This window comes from Bradyrhizobium iriomotense (assembly GCF_018130765.1).
In the GTDB taxonomy this organism is placed as follows: Bacteria; Pseudomonadota; Alphaproteobacteria; order Rhizobiales; family Xanthobacteraceae; genus Bradyrhizobium; species Bradyrhizobium iriomotense_A.
In genome coordinates, this window is sequence record NZ_JAFCJZ010000009.1 from 208167 (window position 1) to 225995 (window position 17829).

The window sequence follows — 17829 nt, forward strand, 5'->3', positions numbered from 1 at the left end:
CGGACATGAGCCGAAGAAGCGGTCGAACGATCAACCTGCCGGCGCCATATTTGAAGCGGGTCTGGCTCGACCTGTCGCGGGTTCACGATCGCGAGGCCTATCCGTTCTGCCTGCCGATCTTCCCGGATGCTTTCGAGCTTAACTTCGAGGCCGCCATCACGATCATCGTCGGAGAGAACGGCACCGGGAAGTCGACGATCCTCGAGGGTATCGCAGCGCTCGCCGGCTATGACGATGCCGGTGGCGGCAAGGGCTACATGCCGGTCGACCATTCCGAGGCGCGGGAGAAGATGGGCGGCCAGCTGTCCAAGGCTTTGCGCGCCAGCTGGCTGCCGAAGATCACCAATGGCTGGTTCTTCCGCGCCGAGAGCTTTTTCTCGGTCGCGCGATATCTCGACAAGGCCGCACGTGATGCCGGTCAGGTCGGCCCGGATTTCCTGTCGCATTCCCATGGCGAAGGCTTCCTGCGTTTCTTCGAGGAGCGCTGCCAGCGCCAGGGCATCTTCATCTTCGACGAGCCGGAATCGGCGCTGTCGCCGGCGCGCCAGATCGAATTCCTGAGGCTGTTGCGACGCATGGACGAGTCCCGCATCTGCCAGGTCATCATGGCGACCCATTCGCCGATGCTGATGGCCTATCCCAACGCACAGTTGCTGCGGCTCGGGAAATACGGGCTGGAGCCTGTCACGGTGGAGCAGACGGATCACTATCGGGTCATGCGGGAGTTCTGTGACGACCCGCGCGGGTTCGTGGAGGCGACGCTGGCTGAGTAGGGGCGCATCCGATGCCCACACGCGTGTCCCGGACAAGCTGCAACGCGTGAGCGTTGCGGCGCAGAGCCGGGATCCAGAAGCCGCACATCTCGCTGCTGCATGGGCCCCGGCTCTGCAGCGCACCGCCGAAGGGGCGCTGCGCTGCGTCCGGGGCACGAGAGCCCGAATTTATCTCGCATTGCTACCCGCATCATACGCGCGGTTTCCCGTTCTCGCGGCGTGCTCCGCCCGAGCTTTGCAGTCGTCACACCCTCTGAAAGTGCCGAGGGCGCAGGGAAGGCCGGGTGCCGGCTGGCACCCACGGTCCACTGTGCGAAAATTGCGCTACGAGAAGCTGCACAGCGGCATACAGATGAAGCCCAACACACGGCCTTCCCTGCGCAGTGGTTTGACGGCTTATGTCGTGCTCTCCCCGGGGAGCGATGCACTATTGCCCCCGTCGCCCTGCGGATGGCTGACGCGCCCGCCCGGTCGGGCAGCACACGTCACCGCAAGACTTGGCGCACAGACCCCGGGCGCCAGGACCACACGATTTTGCCGTACGCAAGGCTGCACCGGTCGTGTGCGCGCGGTCGTTGCTCACGGAGTGACCCGCCCTGCAAACCACCTTCGCGCCGACGCCGCCTCACGTCCACCACGTCCCATCCCGCGTGTCGTGACGATCGCGATACGCCCCTCGGACCGGGCTGGGATGGCTGCAACATGCGATAATTCCGAATTCGCGTAAAGCGAATTGTTTTCATCGCGACGCATTGACCCGGGTCTGGTGTGTTTTGCCTGTCGCGCAACGCAAGGGATGGTGTGGATGTGAGCCATCGTCGCCGCAACGGCGCCACGAACCGGTCTCCCCTCGGCCCCAAAATGCGCTACGATGTTCCCAGCGCGCCTCAAGTCGCGCAGATCCAAGAGTGAGGAAACGGTATGAGGATAGGAAGCGGAACGGCGATCGCCGGGGTGGCGGCGCTGGCGGTGGTGGGGATGGCCCTGACGACGGCGTTCGAGCCGGTTTGGGCCCACGGGCCGACCCGGCAGAAGGTCCGGGAATCCATCGAGATCAACGCACCCCCGGCCAAGGTGTGGGCCGTGATCGGCAATTTCCAGGACATGAGTTGGCTGCCGCCCGTCACCAAGACCGAGGGCGAGAAGGGCAACGAGATCGGCGCGACGCGGAAGCTGACGCTGACCGGCGGCGCCACCGTGGACGAGGAACTCTACAAGTTCGACGCGGCCGCGATGACCTATTCCTACCGGATCACCACCGTCGACGTGAAGGTGCTGCCGGTCACCAACTATTCCTCGACGCTGACGGTGACGCCGAGCGCCGACGGCAAGGGCGCGACGCTGGAATGGGCCGGCGCCTTCTACCGCGGCTTTCCCAACAACGATCCGCCGCCGGAGCTGAGTGATGAGGCCGCCAAGACGGCGGTGAGCGGGCTCTACAAGGCCGGCCTCGAGGCGCTGAAGAAGAAGATCGAGAGCGGAAGCTGACCGTGCGGATGCTGGTCCTGGCGGCGCTCGCCGCCAGCCTTGCTTGCCCGGGCGGCGCCTCCGCCGAGGAGGCGTTTGTCACCAACCAGCTCAGCGACGACCTGATGGTCGTGGACCTCGCTGGCGCACGCAGCGTTGCGACCATCCCGATTGGCGGCAAGCCGGCCGGCATCGCCGTCAGCACCGACGGGCGCTTTGCCTATGTGACGAGCCCGGACGCCAAGGCGGTGACGGTGGTGGACGCTGCGACGCGACAGGTCGCAGGCCGCGTCGAGGTCGGCGGTGGACCGCTCGGCATCGCCGTCGCCCCCGACGGCAAGACGGTCTATGTCGCGGACTGGTATGCGGCGGCGGTCCGGGTGATCGATACGGCCTCGCGCAGCGTCACCGCCAGCATCGCCGTCGGCGCCTCGCCGTCGGGGCTGGCGGTGACGCCTGACGGCAGGCTGCTGCTCTCGGCCGACCGCGACGACGACAGCGTCTCCGTGGTCGACACCGCAACGCGCCAGCGCAAGGCGACCATCAAGGTCGGCACCCGCCCGTTCGGCGTCACCATCGATGCCGAGGGAAAGCGCGCCTACACCGCCAATGTCGGCTCCGACGACGTCTCGGTGATCGATATCGCGGAGGCCCGCGAGATCGGCCGCGTGCCGGTCGGAATGCGCCCCTATGCGGTGGCGCTGACGCTGGGCCGCGGCTTCGTCACCGACCAGTATGGCGGCACCGTCAGCGTATTCGATCTGGCGAGTCTCAAGCCGGTCAAGCGCATCAATGTCGGAGACTATCCCGAAGGCATCGCGGCAACCGCCGACGGCAAGCGCGTCATCGTCGCCTGCTGGGAGAGCAATACGCTCGATATCATCGACGCCGCCGAGCTGAAGGTCGTCGGCGAGATCAAGACCGGTGACGGCCCGCGCGCGTTTGGGGCGTTTTTGCGCAGGACGGAGTAGGGCTCTGTAGGGTGGGTTAGCGTCAGCGTAACCCACCTCTTTGGTGTCCGCGGTGACGGAAGTGGTGGGTTACGCCAAGCGGTCTGCGCTTCGCGCAGTCCGCAGGGCTAACCCACCCTACGGCACCTTTGACGCGGCGAAGTCTCGCAACTTCACGAAAAAATCCTTCAGGATCGAATTGCGGTCCACATAGGTCACGTAGCGGATCGGATGCCGCCGGCGGTCGACGCTCCACGTCATTTGATCCGTGAGGACGGGAGCGGGGATGATCACGCTCGGCGCCCACACGGGGTTGAGCAGCCAGCCGACCGGCGCCATGTCCCAGATTTCCTTGGCCCAGCCCATGTGGTCGGACGAATATTCCTTGAAGCGCATGGCGAGAAACGCGCCGATGCTGCCGTGGGGTTCGACGTATCGTTCGATCTCCGGCACCGTCGAGTGAAGGCGCGAGGTGACGCCCATGCACGGGACGAGGACGAGCGGCACGCCGCTGTCGAGCAGCACCTGCGCGCCGCCGACGTCCTGCCTCAGATTGAACTCGACTGTGTGGGGCCATTCCAGCGCATGGCCGCCGAGCCAGACCACGACGATACGGTCGATGATCTCGGGCGCCTTCAGCAGCGCCGAGGCGACGTTGCTGATGGCGCCGATGGCGATGACGTAGAGCGGATTGTCAGGCGTGCCCGCGCGCGCCCGGGCGATGAGGTCGTCGACGGCCGGTGACGTCCGCGCCGTCTTGCCTGGGCCGACATAGTCGGTGACGCCGCGATGAACCAGGCCTTCCGGCGCGACGTTGAGGCGGTCGAGCAGGCGCAGGATTTCCTGATAGCTCAGCTCCATGCCGTGGCCGGGACTGTCCGCGCGCGCATTGAAGAACGGCGCGGCGTAGATCGCCTCGACATCGAAGCGCTCCTTCGACAGCAGCATCTGCACCAGCGCGAACTGGTCGTCGATCTCGTTATAGGTGTCGGTGTCGAGCACGACACGCACCTTGCCGACCGGCGGCTCCAGGAGCTTGAGGCGGCTTGCGTCCGTGAGTGTCATCGGCGTCTTTCCGAACAATTCGTAGGGTGGGTTAGTCCGCGGCTGCGCGAAGCGCAGTCCGCGGCGTAACCCACCTCTTCTGCCTCGGCGGATACGAACAGTGGTGGATTACGCTTCGCTAATCCACCCTACGTTCTCGCATAAGACATCCGCAATCTCCTCCATCTGGGCGAAGATGTGATCCGGCCCCAGCGCCCGCAACGCCGCCGGGGCCGCATAGCCCCAGCACACCGCACCGCAAGCGATGCCTGCAGTCCGCGCCGCCTCGATGTCGCGGACCTCGTCGCCGATCGCGATCACCCGGTTTGGCTCCACGCCGGCGCGGCGGACGACCCGGCGGAATTTTGCGGCCTTGCCGAACAGCGACGCCGAGCAGTCGAACTGCGAAAACAGCGCGGCAGCCTCGCCGAGCTTCTCACGCGCATTGGCCTCGCTGTCGGACGTCACCAGCGCGAGCTGCACGCCGTTCTCAGCCAGTGTCCGCAGCATCGTCTCGACGCCCACAAATAGCGAAATCTCAGCTGCTGCCTCCGCCTTCAGCCGCCGCGCATGCCGCGCGATCGCCGGCAGCTTCCACAAGGGCACTTCGAGCCGGCTGAGTATCTCGCGGCTCGAGGCATGCCGCAGCCCCTCGATGTCCTCATCGGCGACCCGGCGAAAGCCGAAGCGATCGGCGACATCGTTGATGGTGCGCAGGAACCAGGGGAAGCTGTCGGCGAGGGTGCCGTCGAGATCGAAGATGGCGAGGGAGTAGGGCATGGAGGAAGGGGAGTCTGGTCGAACTAAGTGGCCGGATGTACAAGACGGAAACAGGAAGACAAAGATGACGGTCGATCAGATTCAACTTAGCAAGTTCTTGAGCTTCGTGCTGAGACACAAGCCCGATGAGATCGGCTTGACGCTCAGTGCCAAGGGCTGGGTCAATATTGACGAACTGCTTGAGAAAGCCAATGCAGCAGGGACGACGTTTGACCGAGCTGACCTGCTCGGCGTCGTCGCAAGCAGCGACAAGAAGCGATTTTCGCTGTCCGCCGACGGGCTGAAGATCCGGGCAGCCCAAGGGCATTCCGTATCGGTGGAGCTCGGTTTGCCACCCCAAGAACCGCCCTCAGTCCTCTATCACGGGACGGCGACGAGATTCGTCGAAGCGATCCTCGCGGAGGGGTTGAAACCGCAGGCGCGCCAACAAGTGCACCTGTCCTCCGATGAGGTGACCGCGCTGCGGGTCGGACAGCGCCATGGCAAGCCCCACATCTTCAAGGTCGATGCCGGCGGCATGCATGCGCGCGGGTTCAAGTTCTATCGCGCCGACAATGGGGTCTGGTTGACCGAGACAGTGCCGCCGGAGTTCTTGGCCCCGGCGACGAGCAAATGACATAACGGGAGGCCGCTACTCCGCCGCCTCGCTCGTGCTCCGCCGCTTCGGTTTCCTTGCCTTCTTCAGCACCGGCTCCAGGAACTTGCCCGTATAGCTCCTTGGCGCCTTGGCGATGTCTTCCGGCGGGCCCCAGGCGACGATCTCGCCGCCGCCGTCGCCGCCTTCGGGGCCGAGGTCGATGACCCAGTCGGCGGTCTTGATGACTTCGAGATTGTGCTCGATGACGACGACCGTGTTGCCCTGCGCGACCAGCTCGTGCAGCACCTCCAGGAGCTTCTTGACGTCATGGAAGTGCAGGCCGGTGGTGGGCTCGTCGAGGATGTAAAGCGTGCGGCCGGTGGCGCGCTTGGACAGCTCTTTTGCCAGCTTGACGCGCTGGGCTTCGCCGCCGGAGAGCGTAGTCGCCTGCTGGCCGACATGAATGTAGTCGAGGCCGACGCGGTGCAGGGTCTGGAAGGTTTCGCGCACGCGCGGCACCGCCTTGAAGAACTCGGCGGCTTCCTCGACGGTCATGTCGAGCACGTCGGCGATGGACTTGCCCTTGAACAGGACTTCCAGCGTCTCGCGGTTGTAGCGCTTGCCCTTGCAGACGTCGCAGGTGACGTAGACGTCGGGCAGGAAGTGCATCTCGATCTTGATGACGCCGTCGCCCTGGCAGGCCTCGCAGCGGCCACCCTTGACGTTGAAGGAGAAGCGGCCGGGCTCGTAGCCGCGCGCCTTGGCTTCGGGCAGGCCCGCGAACCATTCGCGGATCGGCGTGAAGGCGCCGGTATAGGTCGCCGGATTCGAGCGCGGGGTGCGGCCGATCGGCGACTGGTCGATGTCGATGATCTTGTCGATGTGCTCTAAGCCCTCGATGCGGTCGTGCGGGGCGGCGCCTTCGCTGGCGCCGTTCAGCTTGCGGGCGATGGCGCGGTAGAGCGTGTCGATCAGAAGCGTCGACTTGCCGCCGCCGGAGACGCCGGTGACGCAGGTGAACAGGCCGAGCGGAATCTCGGCCGTGACGTTCTTGAGGTTATTGCCGCGCGCGTTCACCACCTTGATGGTGCGGCGGTGGTTCGGAGGGCGCCGCTCGGGCACCTCGACCTCGAGCTCGCCGGTGAGGTACTTGCCGGTCAGCGATTTCGGGTTGCGCATGATCTCGGCGGGCGTGCCTTCGGCGACGATGTTGCCGCCGTGCATGCCGGCGCCGGGGCCGATGTCGAGCACGTAGTCGGCAAGCCGGATGGCGTCCTCGTCATGCTCGACCACGACCACGGTGTTGCCGAGGTCGCGAAGCCTCTTGAGGGTGTCGAGCAGGCGCGCGTTATCGCGCTGGTGCAGGCCGATCGAAGGCTCGTCCAGCACGTAGAGCACGCCTGTGAGGCCCGAGCCGATCTGCGAGGCCAGGCGAATGCGCTGGCTCTCGCCGCCGGACAGCGTACCGGAGGAGCGGGACAGCGTGAGGTAGTTGAGGCCGACGTCGAGCAGGAAGGTCAGGCGCTCGCGGATCTCTTTCAGGATGCGGCCGGCGATCTCGTTCTGCTGCTTGTTCAGCGCGTCCGGCACGGTCTCGAACCACTCGCCGGCCTTCCTGACCGACAGCTCCGAGATCTCGCCGATGTGCTTGTCGCCGACCTTGACGCAGAGCGCCTCGGGCTTGAGCCGAAAACCCTTGCAGCCCTCGCAGGGTACGTCGTGGAAATACTTCGCCAGCTCCTCGCGCGCCCACTCGCTCTCGGTCTCGCGGTAGCGGCGATTGATGTTGGTGATGACGCCCTCGAACGGCTTCTTGGTGTCGTAGGAGCGCACGCCGTCCTGGTAGGAGAACTTGATCTCGTCCTCGCCGGAACCGTAGAGGATCGCGTCCTTGGTCTTCTTGGCGAGGTCCTTCCACTTGGTGTCGAGGGTGAACTTGTAGTGCTTGCCGAGCGCGGTCAGCGTCTGCTCGTAATAGGGCGAGGACGACTTGGCCCAGGGCGCGATCGCGCCCTTGCGCAAGGACAGCTCCTTGTCGGGAATGACGAGGTCCTCGTCGACATGCTGCTCGACGCCGAGGCCGCCGCAGGCGGGGCAGGCGCCATAGGGGTTGTTGAACGAGAACAGGCGCGGCTCGATCTCGGGAATGGTGAAGCCGGAGACCGGGCAGGCGAACTTTTCCGAGAACAGGATGCGCTCGGGTCCGCTCTTGTCGTGGATCTTTGCGGTCTTCTTTTTCTCTTCCGCAGGCGCGGCTGCCGGCGCGTCGGCGAACTCGATGACGGCGAGGCCCTCGGCGAGCTTCAGCGCGGTCTCAAAACTTTCGGCAAGGCGCTGGCCGATGTCGGCGCGCACCACGATGCGGTCGACCACGACGTCGATGTCGTGCGGGAATTTCTTGTCGAGCGTCGGGGCTTCCGCAAGCTCATAGAAGGTGCCGTCGATCTTGACGCGCTGAAAGCCCTTCTTGAGCCATTCGGCGAGCTCCTTCCGGTACTCGCCCTTGCGGCCGCGCACGACGGGGGCGAGCAGGTAGAGGCGCGTGCCCTCGGGCAGCGCGAGCACGCGGTCGACCATCTGCGAGACGGTCTGGCTTTCGATCGGAAGACCCGTGGCCGGCGAATAGGGTACGCCGACGCGGGCCCAGAGCAGGCGCATGTAGTCGTAGATCTCGGTGACGGTGCCGACGGTCGAGCGCGGATTCTTCGAGGTCGTCTTCTGCTCGATCGAGATCGCCGGCGACAGGCCGTCGATCTGGTCGACGTCGGGCTTCTGCATCATCTCCAGGAACTGGCGCGCATAGGCCGACAACGATTCGACGTAGCGGCGCTGGCCCTCGGCATAGATGGTGTCGAAGGCGAGCGAGGACTTGCCGGAGCCGGAGAGGCCGGTGAACACCACCAGCTTGTCGCGGGGAATCTCGACGTCGATGTTCTTGAGGTTGTGCTCGCGCGCGCCGCGGATCGTAATTGCGCGCAGGCTCGAGCCCGCGTTCTGTTGTTGGCGCTTCGCCTTGATCACTTCATCCATCCGAGTTGCCCTCAAGGAAGCCCAAAGGTGCGCGATCGCGCCAACAAAAAAGGCGCGCTTCGCCCGGAACCGGGATCGGCGCCGATGGGGTTGGCAGCGAACGTAGGAAGAACGGAGACGGATTTCCAGAGGGAGTTGCGAATCGTCAACGGAATGTTGGCGTGCTGGCGGCATCTGGCAGCAGCTGGGCGAGCGGAACTACGCTGGAGCGTGCTGCCAAACAAAAAGGCCGGCGCAAGGCCGGCCTTTCGTAACGCGAGTGCGTCGGAGACGAAGCTTAGTACTTCGCGACCACCGGGCCGCCGAAGGTGTAGTTGAGGCGGACGGTGCCCATGTCGACGTCCTGCTTGATGCGGTCGATACGGTCGTTGATGCCGACAATCGTAAACGAGTTGTTGCGCTTGCCCATGAACAGATGGTCGTACTCGATCGCAACGGACCAGCCCGGCGCGAAGCCGAATTCGAGGCCGGTGCCGACCGCACCACCCCAGCGCGTCTCGCTTGCGCTGTCGATGACCACGCCGGCCACCGTACCATTGTACTTGGCGTGCGTGACGGCCGCGCCACCCTTCACGTACCAGAGCACGTTGTTCCAGGCATAGCCGACCTGGCCGGTGAACAGGCCAAGCGCGTCGATCTTGGTCTCGTTGACCAGCGGCGCGAGCACCAAGCTCGTATTCGAACCCTTCAGGTTTGCCCAGTCACCCTGGGCTTCAAGGCCGAATACCCAGTTGGCCGACTGCCAGCGATAACCGATCTGGCCACCGACGATGCCGCCGGTCGCATTGTGACAGCCTTCGGCCGTGTCCGGACCCGCAACGCCGAAGATATTGTTGACGTCCCAGCAATTGTGGCTGGAGCCGCCACCGGCGTTGGCGCCGATGTAGAATCCGCTCCAGTTGTAGATCGAGGCCACGGCGACCGGCGCCTTGGTATAGGGGCGGGCCGCAAGATCGGCCGCCGAGGCCGGTGTCAACGCGCTGAGCACGAACAGACTGGCCGAAGCCAGCAAAACCTTCTTCATCTGATTCCCCAGTTCCGTTTCTCTTTGTTGCCTTCCGCAAGGAAGAGCAGCGGACCCTATGAGCCAACTGATGTCATAGCTCTACACCATTGAATCCTAAGGTTGTGTCACCGGATAGCCACATCTCGCCGAAAACGCTAGTGGCGGGATGGCGTATATTACGACGTGTGAAGATGACCAAACAAAAAGGCCGGCGCGAGGCCGGCCTTTCGTAACGCGGGTAGCGTCGGAGACGAAGCTTAGTACTTCGCGACGATCGGGCCGCCGAAGTGATAGTTCACGCCGACCTGCACGGTGTGGAAGTTGATCGTGCCGGTGTTCACAGGAGCGCCGAGGCCCGAGAAGTAGGTTTCGCCGCCGAGGCTGCGATAGAGGTACTCGCCCTTGACCGACCACTGCGGAGCAAAGAACGCTTCGACGCCCGCACCGACGGTCCAGCCGGAGTGCCACTTGGTGTCGGAGACGGTCACGCCAAGTGCGCTGACGCTGAGCTTGTTGTCGATCCAGGCGTAACCACCGGTGCCGTAGAACAGGACCTGGTTGACGGCGTAGCCGATGCGGCCGCGGACGGTGCCGAGTGCGTCGGTCTTGGAGGAGACGGTGACGCCGAGAGCGGTCGCGGAGGCGCTGACGTCAGCCCAGGAACCGTCGGCCTCGATGCCGAACACGACGTTGCCGGTCTGCCAGTTGTAGCCAGCGGTGCCACCGACGAAGCCACCCTTCATCTTCGGGTCACCCGAAGCGTTTTCCCAGGCGCCGCCACCGACGATACCGAGGTAGAAGCCGGTCCAGTTGTAGACCGAGGCCACAGCCACAGGAGCCTTGGTGTACGGGCGGGCCGCGAGATCAGCCGCCGACGCAGGGGCAGCCAGAGCGAACAAACAGGCCGAAGCCAACAAAACCTTCTTCATTTTTAACCTAATCCCAGTCCCAGTTTCTGTTGTTGCCTTCCGTGAACGGAAGGGCATCGGACGCCGTGGTCCAACTGGCGTCGTGCTTACACCAACGAAGCCGCAAGTTGTGTACCCGAAAAGTCACAACAGCCACAAAACGTCACAATCGCTGACGGATCCCTCGGCTCGCGCCCAGCAAAAAGGCCGGCGCGAGGCCGGCCTTTCGTTCGTCAGAAGAGAACTATCCTTGCGATCAGTACCTGGCGATCGCCGGGCCGCCCCAACGGTAGTTCAGGCGGATGAGGGCGAGATCGACGTCCTGACTGATGCGTTCGGTCTGAACGAAGGCTCCGCCGAAGATGAAGTCGACGTTTCGGGTGCCGAGGAAGATGTGATCGTACTCGAAGCCCACCGACCAGTTCGGGGCGAAGCCAAATTCGACTCCCGCGCCGACCGTTCCGCCCCAGCGTGTTCCGTTGGCCGAACCGAAGGTCGTGCCAGCACCCACAAAGCCCGGCGCGACGATGAGGTCGTATCTGTCGTCCACGACGGCGCCGCCGCCCTTTACGTAGACCAAAACGTTATTCCAGGCATAACCGACCTGACCGGTAATCAAGCCGAAGGCATCGACCCGCGTACGGTTCTGCTGATCTGGCGCGGTCGGGCTGATGTTGCTTCCACTGAAGTCAGCCCAGTTGCCTTGGCCTTCCACGCCAAACACCCAATTGGCCGACTGCCAGCGATAGCCGACCTGACCACCGACTGTGCCGCCCGATGAGTTATGGCAGCCGTCGTCGATCAGCGTACCGGTGACCGGCGTCACGAAGTCCCAGCAATTGCGGCTTGAGCCCCAGCCGCCGTTGATGCCGATGTAGAAGCCGCTCCAGTCGTAGATGGTCGCAACCATCGGGGGCGGAGCCTTGGTGTAGGGACGCGCCGCCATATCCGCCGCGCTTGCGGGAGCCGACAGGCCCAACGCCACGGCACCGATTGTACCAATCAAAATCTTATTCATTGCAGTCTCCCCGGGTCAGGTCCGCTTCTTGAGGTCCCCGAAGCGGCCAATCAGGCGCGACGCCCATATGAACTCAATTCCGAGGCAACGGTAGCCTAAGGGGGAGGCAGAGTCCGTCTCTGAAATGCAACAGTCGCAAGCCAAGTGCGAGGCGTGTAACTTTATGAATGTTAAGCGCTTTTCGCTGATTGGGGGAACTTGAAAAGGTTCCATCCATTGCGCGCCATTTGAGCGGCATGCAGGCACCGCCGGAGCCGAACATGCCGTGCTCGCCCCGGAAGAACAAATCTGGAACAAGCCGGCAGGCGATGCTATATGTGGGGATAACCCGAGGGCTGGTGGGCTGATCGGTCCGCGCAAGCGTATAGGGTCGCCTCAAACAGGTTGCGGCGGACTGCGGGGCGCGCGGCGCGGCCTTTACGAATTCAGTTGCATTTGGAGTGGAGAGCGGCGATGGCGGGAAGCGTCAACAAGGTCATTCTGGTTGGAAATCTCGGCAAGGATCCTGAAATCCGCCGCACCCAGGACGGGCGGCCGATCGCGAATCTGAGCATCGCGACCTCGGAAACCTGGCGCGACAAGAACAGCGGCGAGCGCAAGGAAAAGACTGAGTGGCATCGCGTCGTGATCTTCAATGAGGGGCTCTGCAAGGTCGCCGAGCAGTATCTGAAGAAGGGCGCGAAGGTGTACATCGAGGGCGCGCTCCAGACCCGCAAATGGACCGACCAGAGCGGCGTCGAGAAGTACTCGACCGAGGTCGTGCTCCAGGGCTTCAACTCGACGCTGACGATGCTCGATGGCCGCGGTGGCGGCGGCGGAGGCGGCGGAGGCGGCAGCTTCGGCGACGAGCCGGGCGGCGATTTCGGCTCCTCCGGTCCGGTCAGCAGCGCGCCGCGTCGTCCCGTTGCGGCCGGCGGCGGCCGCAATAGCGACATGGACGACGACATCCCGTTCTAGCAGATAGGATTTTCCGAAAGTAAAGTTTCGGGGCGATTTCTTAGACCTGGCAACGGGTTATGAGAAATCGCCCCGATTGTTTTTGTAAAGCATTGCTTCAGCTAGATTGTAGGATTCGTTGTTTGTAAAGTTTTGGCAGAAAACCCGCTTATTTTTCTGATGAAAATCTTTCCAACGTGCGATCGTTCGGGAGTTGCGCATTCTGGTGGACGAATTTGGGGAAAACCGGATGAGGATTCCTCCACGGACGTCGGCGGCGTTTCAAAACCTCTGCAAAAATAGGGCTTCTGCGGGCTTCGAAGTTTGCCGCCCGTTCGCTCAGCTTTGTAAAGATTGGAGCGAAATCGTCCGCTTGCTCTGAGGGTTAAACGTCATTTTGCGGTCTTGCCTTTGCAATTAGGGCGTTTTGGGCTGCTCGTGAGATTTTAGGGCCATCATCCAGTGCCCGAGTATCTCGCCGATGTGGCAAGAAATTCCGCCTTTTCACACCAAAACCATTCGTCTGGAGGAAGGCGACGAGTTCGCTTTCACAGTCGACTCGCAGGAATTGCCGGTCGATTGGCCGAACCTCTATTGCGTCGCGCATCTGCGGCCCACGACCATGGCCCTGAGGACCATGGAAACGCACATGCACGCGGTTTGCATGCTGCATAACTGGGCCGCGGGCCGCGAGATCGATCTGCGCCAGCGCATCGAGAGCTTCGAATTGTTCAGCCGGGAGGAACTGGCTGCTTTGCGGACCGAACTGCGGGTCAACCTCAATCATCGCGCGCGCCAGATGGAGGGTAAGAACTCGCGGGGAAAGTCGGTTGTCTCCGCCTCGGTATGGAGGGCCCGATGCACGGCGATCCGGGATTACGTCGCGTTCCATGCCGACAACACGCTTGGACGGATGTCAGCCCGGGACAGCCGCATCGCGGAAGCGCGGCTTCGGCTGGCCGACTTCAAGGAGGCCGTCGTCGGAGAGATTAGAATCCGTAAACAGACGACCCGAGAGGGCCTGAGCGATACCGATCGCGAACTCTTCTTGAAGGCCATCACGCCTGGCGATCCCAGCAACCCCTTTAGGCCTGCGCACCAGGAGCGAAACTACGCCCTATGGCTGCTCTACTACGATGCCGGCGTGCGCAAGTCCGAGGCGCTGATCGTCAAGGGCAAGGACCTCGACCTCAACGGTGATGCGCCCATGGTCACCGTCCATCGCCGGCCGGATGACCGCGAGGATCCACGCAAGAATACACCCAAGACAAAGACGTTGGCTCGGCCGTTGCCGCTGACGCCGAGGTTGGCGCGAGCCCTCAACAATTACATCACTCGCTCTCGCAGGACGTTTCCTGGCGTGAAGAAGTCGCCGTACGTGTTCTTCTCGCAACAGGGCAAACCGCTCTCGGGCTCGACCGTCACGTACATGTACAGGCAGCTGCGCGAGAAGGTGCCCGGCATCCCCGCCAAATTCTCCACGCACGTCCTTCGCCATACCTGGAATGATCGATTTGGCGACGGCGCTGAAGAGCTCGGAACGCCGGAGGCAATGGAGAAGCATGCCCGCAACCAGAGCCAAGGGTGGACGCGCACCTCGGAGCAGGGCGACCACTACCAGGGTCGGCGCATCCGCAGGCGAGCTCGGACGATCATGCTCAAGATGCAGGACAAGAGCACCCGCGAGGTCGAGGAATGACAGCGAAGCGAGATCTTGAGCATGAGCCCGGCTTCGATTTTCCGAGCCAAGGCGTAATTCATGATCGCGCCGGTGTTCCGGTTGATGCGACCGGATGGGTTTGGAAGCTGAATCAGCTGAGACGGGTGCGTCATGACCTGGATTTCCGCAGGCTCCAGATTGACTCTCTCGCCCTGCTTACAAGCGTCGTTCTTTATCTTGCCGCGCGAATCCAGGTGGTATCCACGGATGATGTTGGCAACACTTTTAGCGCTCTAGCTTACCTGCATCGCTCTGAGCATTTTAGAGCCTGTGCCGCGAACGGTGCGGGAATCGATGAGCGGCTTATCAGCGAACTCCGGCAAGTTCCTCGACTTGTCCACTACCGCCTTGGCTATGTTCGAGCGTGGTATCGATGGTGTGCTCAACAAAAGCTTCCGCAGTTTTCGTCCGATGTCGCTGCGACGCTCGACGAGCTGGTGATCGGCCGCAATGAGCAGGGTCGCGCCGTTCGCACCAGAGATCCTGTCAAAGGGGCATTTGACGAGCTCGAATACATAGCCCTGACGACCGCGCTCCGGGCCTCTGCGAGCTCATCGGTTCTTGATCTCGAGGAACGCACGGCATTGTGGCTGGCTATAGGCCTGGGCTGCAATCCCTTGGCGTACGCACTCCTGCGGGAGGAAGATTACAAGCCGATAGTGGAACACCGCACGGGTCGGATCCTGCACCTGCTCTACGTGCCCCGTATCAAGAAGGGGGACGAGGAATTTCGTTCCCAGTTTCATCCGGAGATCCTGAACGAGGACATGGGCCCCCTGGTCGCGGCCCTCATCGCGCAGAACAAGTTGCGACGTGAAGCGGAGGGCTGGGCTGACGAGTATGGCCATCCGTTGTTTGCGGCGGCCCAGCCGCGACTGGATCTTCGTGGAACGCTTCGCGAATATGCGATGCACGTTCCTCCCCAAGAGATTGCCGGGATGATCGAGCGCGCAGTTCGCAAGCTCGGCGTAAAGTCCCACCGGACCGGAGATTATCTTAGGGCTAATCCAAGACGGTTTCGCCGGACTTTCGCAACCCGCGCCGTCGAGGAAGGAGCCTTTCCCGTTGAACTCGCCATGATGCTCGACCATTCGGACCTGCAGACGGTCCAGGTCTATTACGAGACCCGTTCGAACCAGGTTCAGCGGCTGGATGCAGCCTTGGCGTTGAAACTGGCGCCGCTCGCGGACGCCTTCATGGGACGGGTGGTGGTGGACGAGAGCGAAGCTGTGAACGGCGGTAATCCCGCAAAGCGCATTCCCTGGTTTCGTCGCCAGCCGGGCCAGGCCCCGGAGCGCAACGGTAACCTCGGGACGTGCGGTGCCGGAGCCTGCGGCCTCTATGCGCCGATCTCCTGCTACACCTGCGAAAAGTTTCAGCCCTGGAAGAATGGTCCGCACCGCGAAATGCTCGATTGGCTGTGCTCCGAGCGCGTCCGGCGCGAGAAGGACGGGCGGGATCCGCAGATCGTCCGCCTTCACGACGCGACCATCCTGGCGGTCGCCGAGGTCGTAACCCTGTGTGAAGGAGCCGCGGAATGAGCGTTCCCGTTGCGCCGGCGCCCCGGTCAAAGGCCAACCCTGCTCGGCAGAGCAGCCGCACGACCAGTGCCGATATTCTCAATCTTCCGTCCCGGATCGAGCGGGACTGCAGGGCCAATTTAGCGGCGCTGGTCGATCATGCACGCAAACTCCAAGTGTTCGGCCCCGACGTCGATTTTGACGCTCCTGTTTGGGATATTACGTCCACCCGGAAGCTCAGACCGACCTCCGCCCAGGTGCGGAAGCTCTACTTCATGACCCGGGGGAAGGGCCGCGCCAGCGACGAGGGACGCGAAGTCATGGCCCGCCCGTTTGGCGACCTGATCCGCTCGATCGTCGTCCTGCGCGAGTTCGCGCGACCATTCGGGTCCCACACCAAGGTCGTCGACGCGAGCAAGGCTCTCTACGAGGTTCTCCGAGACCAGAACTATGATCCCGCAGAGCTGACCTCCGAGCACTTTGCTCGAGCGGCGCGGTTGCTCAAGGAGCGGATGAGCCGGACTTCGAGCTATTCGCAGGCCTGTGCCCTCGTCGAGATTGCGAAGTTTTTGAACGATCGGGTGCTCACCAAGGCAATCATCTCCTTCCGGAATCCGATCAGTCGTGAGGACGACATCGGATCGCGCATCGATGATAAGGCAAGATCCCGCCGCGCCGAGAAGATGGCCAGCGAGGAGGTTATCGATGCGATCATCGCGATGACCTCCATGGTGACACTCGACACGGACATCTTGCGGGCGCGTATCGTGGAGCTCCTGTTCTGTGCACCCTGGCGCATCAACGAGGTTTTGAACCTTGCGGTGGACTGTATCCGCACGGAAAAGGCGACCTCGAACGGGGAGCCAATCCTCGACGCCTCCGGACAGCAGGTCGAGAATTTCGGCATCGCCTATGGCGGATCGAAGGGGTACCCGGATTCGGTGAAGTGGATCCCGACGGCCATGGTCGACGTCGCAAAAAAGGCCATCGCCGATATCACCCGGATCACGCAGCCGGCGCGTGACGTCGCCAAGTGGATGGCAGCGCATCCTGGGCGTGCTTTCCTACCGCCGCCATGGCGGTTGGCGGATCCCGAAACGGAGGTGTGGTCGCGCGATCTGCCGAATCTGCTCGGCGTTTCAAATTTCAACGCCGGGCGCCTCACGCTGCATGACTGGGGCGTGGAGCCGAAAGAACGACGCAAACTGCCGGGCCAGCCCGGAATTCCCCAGTGCGTCTACCGTCTCGGCGACATCGAGCAAAAGCTGTTGGAGCTGCAGGCCAAGTTGCCGGCGGATGCTCCTCGGCCGCTCGAAGAATACCTGCTCCTGCTGCCGCTGCATTTCTTCCACCCGGTTCGCAACAGCTTCGAGTCGATCGTGACGATCTTCTCCGACCGGCACATGCGGACGTTCCTGACCGGGTCGGGATATGTGAAATCGGTGTTCGAAAGGCTGGATCTGCGCGACGAGCACGGCAAACCCTATAATCTCCGCAGCCACGCCGTTCGCCACTATCTGAATACGCTGGCTCAGGAAGGCGGCGTCTCCCAGCTCGATATCGCCCGCTGGTCGGGCCGGAAGAACCTGCATCAGAATTCGGTCTACGACCACATGAGCGGCATGGCGCTCGCCGAGGTGACCCGCGAGGCATTGAAAACAGGCGCCGCGATGGGGTCGGTGGTTGAGACCTTCAAGCGCTTGCCGCCCGTCGAGCGCGAGGAATTTCTCAAGGCCCGCTTTGCCACCGCCCACACGACCGACATCGGCATGTGCTTTCAGGACTGGACGCTTGCGCCGTGCCACAAGCACGGGGCCTGCGCCGACTGCGGCGAGCATCTGCTCATCAAGGGAGACGCCAAGCAAGCCGCTCGGACTGAGCAGATGCTGCAGGAGCAGAAGGCAATACTCGCCCAATGCGAGAGGGAGGTCGATGAGGAGTACGGCGCCTCGAACTACGTGGACCACAATCGGAAGATCGTAGCTGGCCTGGAAAAGGCCCTAGCGGTTCACAACGATCCGAACATTCCGGATGGCACCTTGGTGCAGCCATGGGATGAGCCAAAAGAGGATGAGCCTGTCTCTTGATTCTTATGTGGGG

At 63.0% G+C, this 17829-nt stretch carries 14 protein-coding genes; 8 read left to right on the forward strand and 6 right to left on the reverse strand.

Going from position 1 to position 17829, the window contains the following annotated elements; all coding sequences use genetic code 11:
* Positions 1-5 precede the first annotated feature (5 nt).
* The 3 genes from JQ635_RS17850 (at position 6) to JQ635_RS17860 (ending at position 3211) form a co-directional block, all read left to right on the forward strand.
* Complete coding sequence (locus tag JQ635_RS17850; RefSeq protein ID WP_211411143.1) at positions 6-773, forward strand: AAA family ATPase; 768 nt, start codon at positions 6-8, stop codon at positions 771-773.
* Between the two features lie 921 nt (positions 774-1694).
* Positions 1695-2261 carry an SRPBCC family protein gene (locus JQ635_RS17855; protein ID WP_211411144.1) on the forward strand — a complete coding sequence of 189 codons (567 nt, stop codon included), beginning with the start codon at positions 1695-1697 and terminating at the stop codon, positions 2259-2261.
* A gap of 2 nt (positions 2262-2263) precedes the next feature.
* Positions 2264-3211: a cytochrome D1 domain-containing protein gene (locus JQ635_RS17860; protein WP_211411145.1), complete on the forward strand. Its 948-nt coding sequence runs from the start codon at positions 2264-2266 to the stop codon at positions 3209-3211.
* Positions 3212-3328: 117 nt separating this feature from the next.
* On the opposite strand, the gene JQ635_RS17865 is transcribed toward JQ635_RS17860, so the two are convergent.
* The gene (locus JQ635_RS17865; protein ID WP_211411146.1) at positions 3329-4255 is read right to left on the reverse strand and encodes a nucleoside hydrolase; all 927 of its coding nucleotides are present in this window, start codon (positions 4253-4255) and stop codon (positions 3329-3331) included.
* A 108-nt stretch (positions 4256-4363) separates the two neighbouring features.
* On the reverse strand, positions 4364-5014 hold the full coding sequence (locus JQ635_RS17870) for an HAD family hydrolase (protein ID WP_211411147.1): 651 nt from the start codon (positions 5012-5014) through the stop codon (positions 4364-4366).
* A 64-nt stretch (positions 5015-5078) separates the two neighbouring features.
* Between JQ635_RS17870 and JQ635_RS17875 the strand changes: the two genes are divergently transcribed.
* Positions 5079-5630 (forward strand): RNA 2'-phosphotransferase, encoded by a 552-nt coding sequence (locus tag JQ635_RS17875; RefSeq protein ID WP_211411148.1) that lies wholly within the window; start codon positions 5079-5081, stop codon positions 5628-5630.
* Positions 5631-5645: 15 nt separating this feature from the next.
* Here the strand turns inward: JQ635_RS17875 and uvrA are convergent, their stop codons facing one another.
* From uvrA to JQ635_RS17895, 4 genes are all read right to left on the reverse strand, one after another.
* Positions 5646-8621 carry an excinuclease ABC subunit UvrA gene (gene uvrA / locus JQ635_RS17880; RefSeq protein ID WP_211411149.1) on the reverse strand — a complete coding sequence of 992 codons (2976 nt, stop codon included), beginning with the start codon at positions 8619-8621 and terminating at the stop codon, positions 5646-5648.
* Between the two features lie 277 nt (positions 8622-8898).
* Entirely contained in the window at positions 8899-9645 is a 747-nt protein-coding gene (locus JQ635_RS17885; RefSeq protein WP_211411150.1) for an outer membrane protein, read from the reverse strand.
* 239 nt (positions 9646-9884) lie between these two features.
* The gene (locus JQ635_RS17890) at positions 9885-10556 is read right to left on the reverse strand and encodes an outer membrane protein (RefSeq protein WP_211411151.1); all 672 of its coding nucleotides are present in this window, start codon (positions 10554-10556) and stop codon (positions 9885-9887) included.
* A 235-nt stretch (positions 10557-10791) separates the two neighbouring features.
* A complete protein-coding gene (locus JQ635_RS17895; protein ID WP_211411152.1) occupies positions 10792-11553 on the reverse strand; it encodes an outer membrane protein in 762 nt (253 codons plus the stop codon).
* Between the two features lie 453 nt (positions 11554-12006).
* Between JQ635_RS17895 and JQ635_RS17900 the strand changes: the two genes are divergently transcribed.
* The 4 genes from JQ635_RS17900 to JQ635_RS17915 all read left to right on the forward strand — a co-directional run bounded on the left by JQ635_RS17900 (position 12007) and on the right by JQ635_RS17915 (position 17816).
* Positions 12007-12510, forward strand: a complete 504-nt coding sequence (locus tag JQ635_RS17900) for a single-stranded DNA-binding protein (protein ID WP_211411153.1) — start codon at positions 12007-12009, stop codon at positions 12508-12510.
* A gap of 460 nt (positions 12511-12970) precedes the next feature.
* Entirely contained in the window at positions 12971-14188 is a 1218-nt protein-coding gene (locus JQ635_RS17905; RefSeq protein ID WP_211411154.1) for a tyrosine-type recombinase/integrase, read from the forward strand.
* Complete coding sequence (locus tag JQ635_RS17910; protein ID WP_211411155.1) at positions 14185-15750, forward strand: tyrosine-type recombinase/integrase; 1566 nt, start codon at positions 14185-14187, stop codon at positions 15748-15750. The genes JQ635_RS17905 and JQ635_RS17910 overlap by 4 nt, the downstream gene beginning before the upstream one ends.
* Positions 15747-17816 carry a hypothetical protein gene (locus tag JQ635_RS17915; protein WP_211411156.1) on the forward strand — a complete coding sequence of 690 codons (2070 nt, stop codon included), beginning with the start codon at positions 15747-15749 and terminating at the stop codon, positions 17814-17816. The genes JQ635_RS17910 and JQ635_RS17915 overlap by 4 nt, the downstream gene beginning before the upstream one ends.
* Positions 17817-17829: the final 13 nt, after the last annotated feature.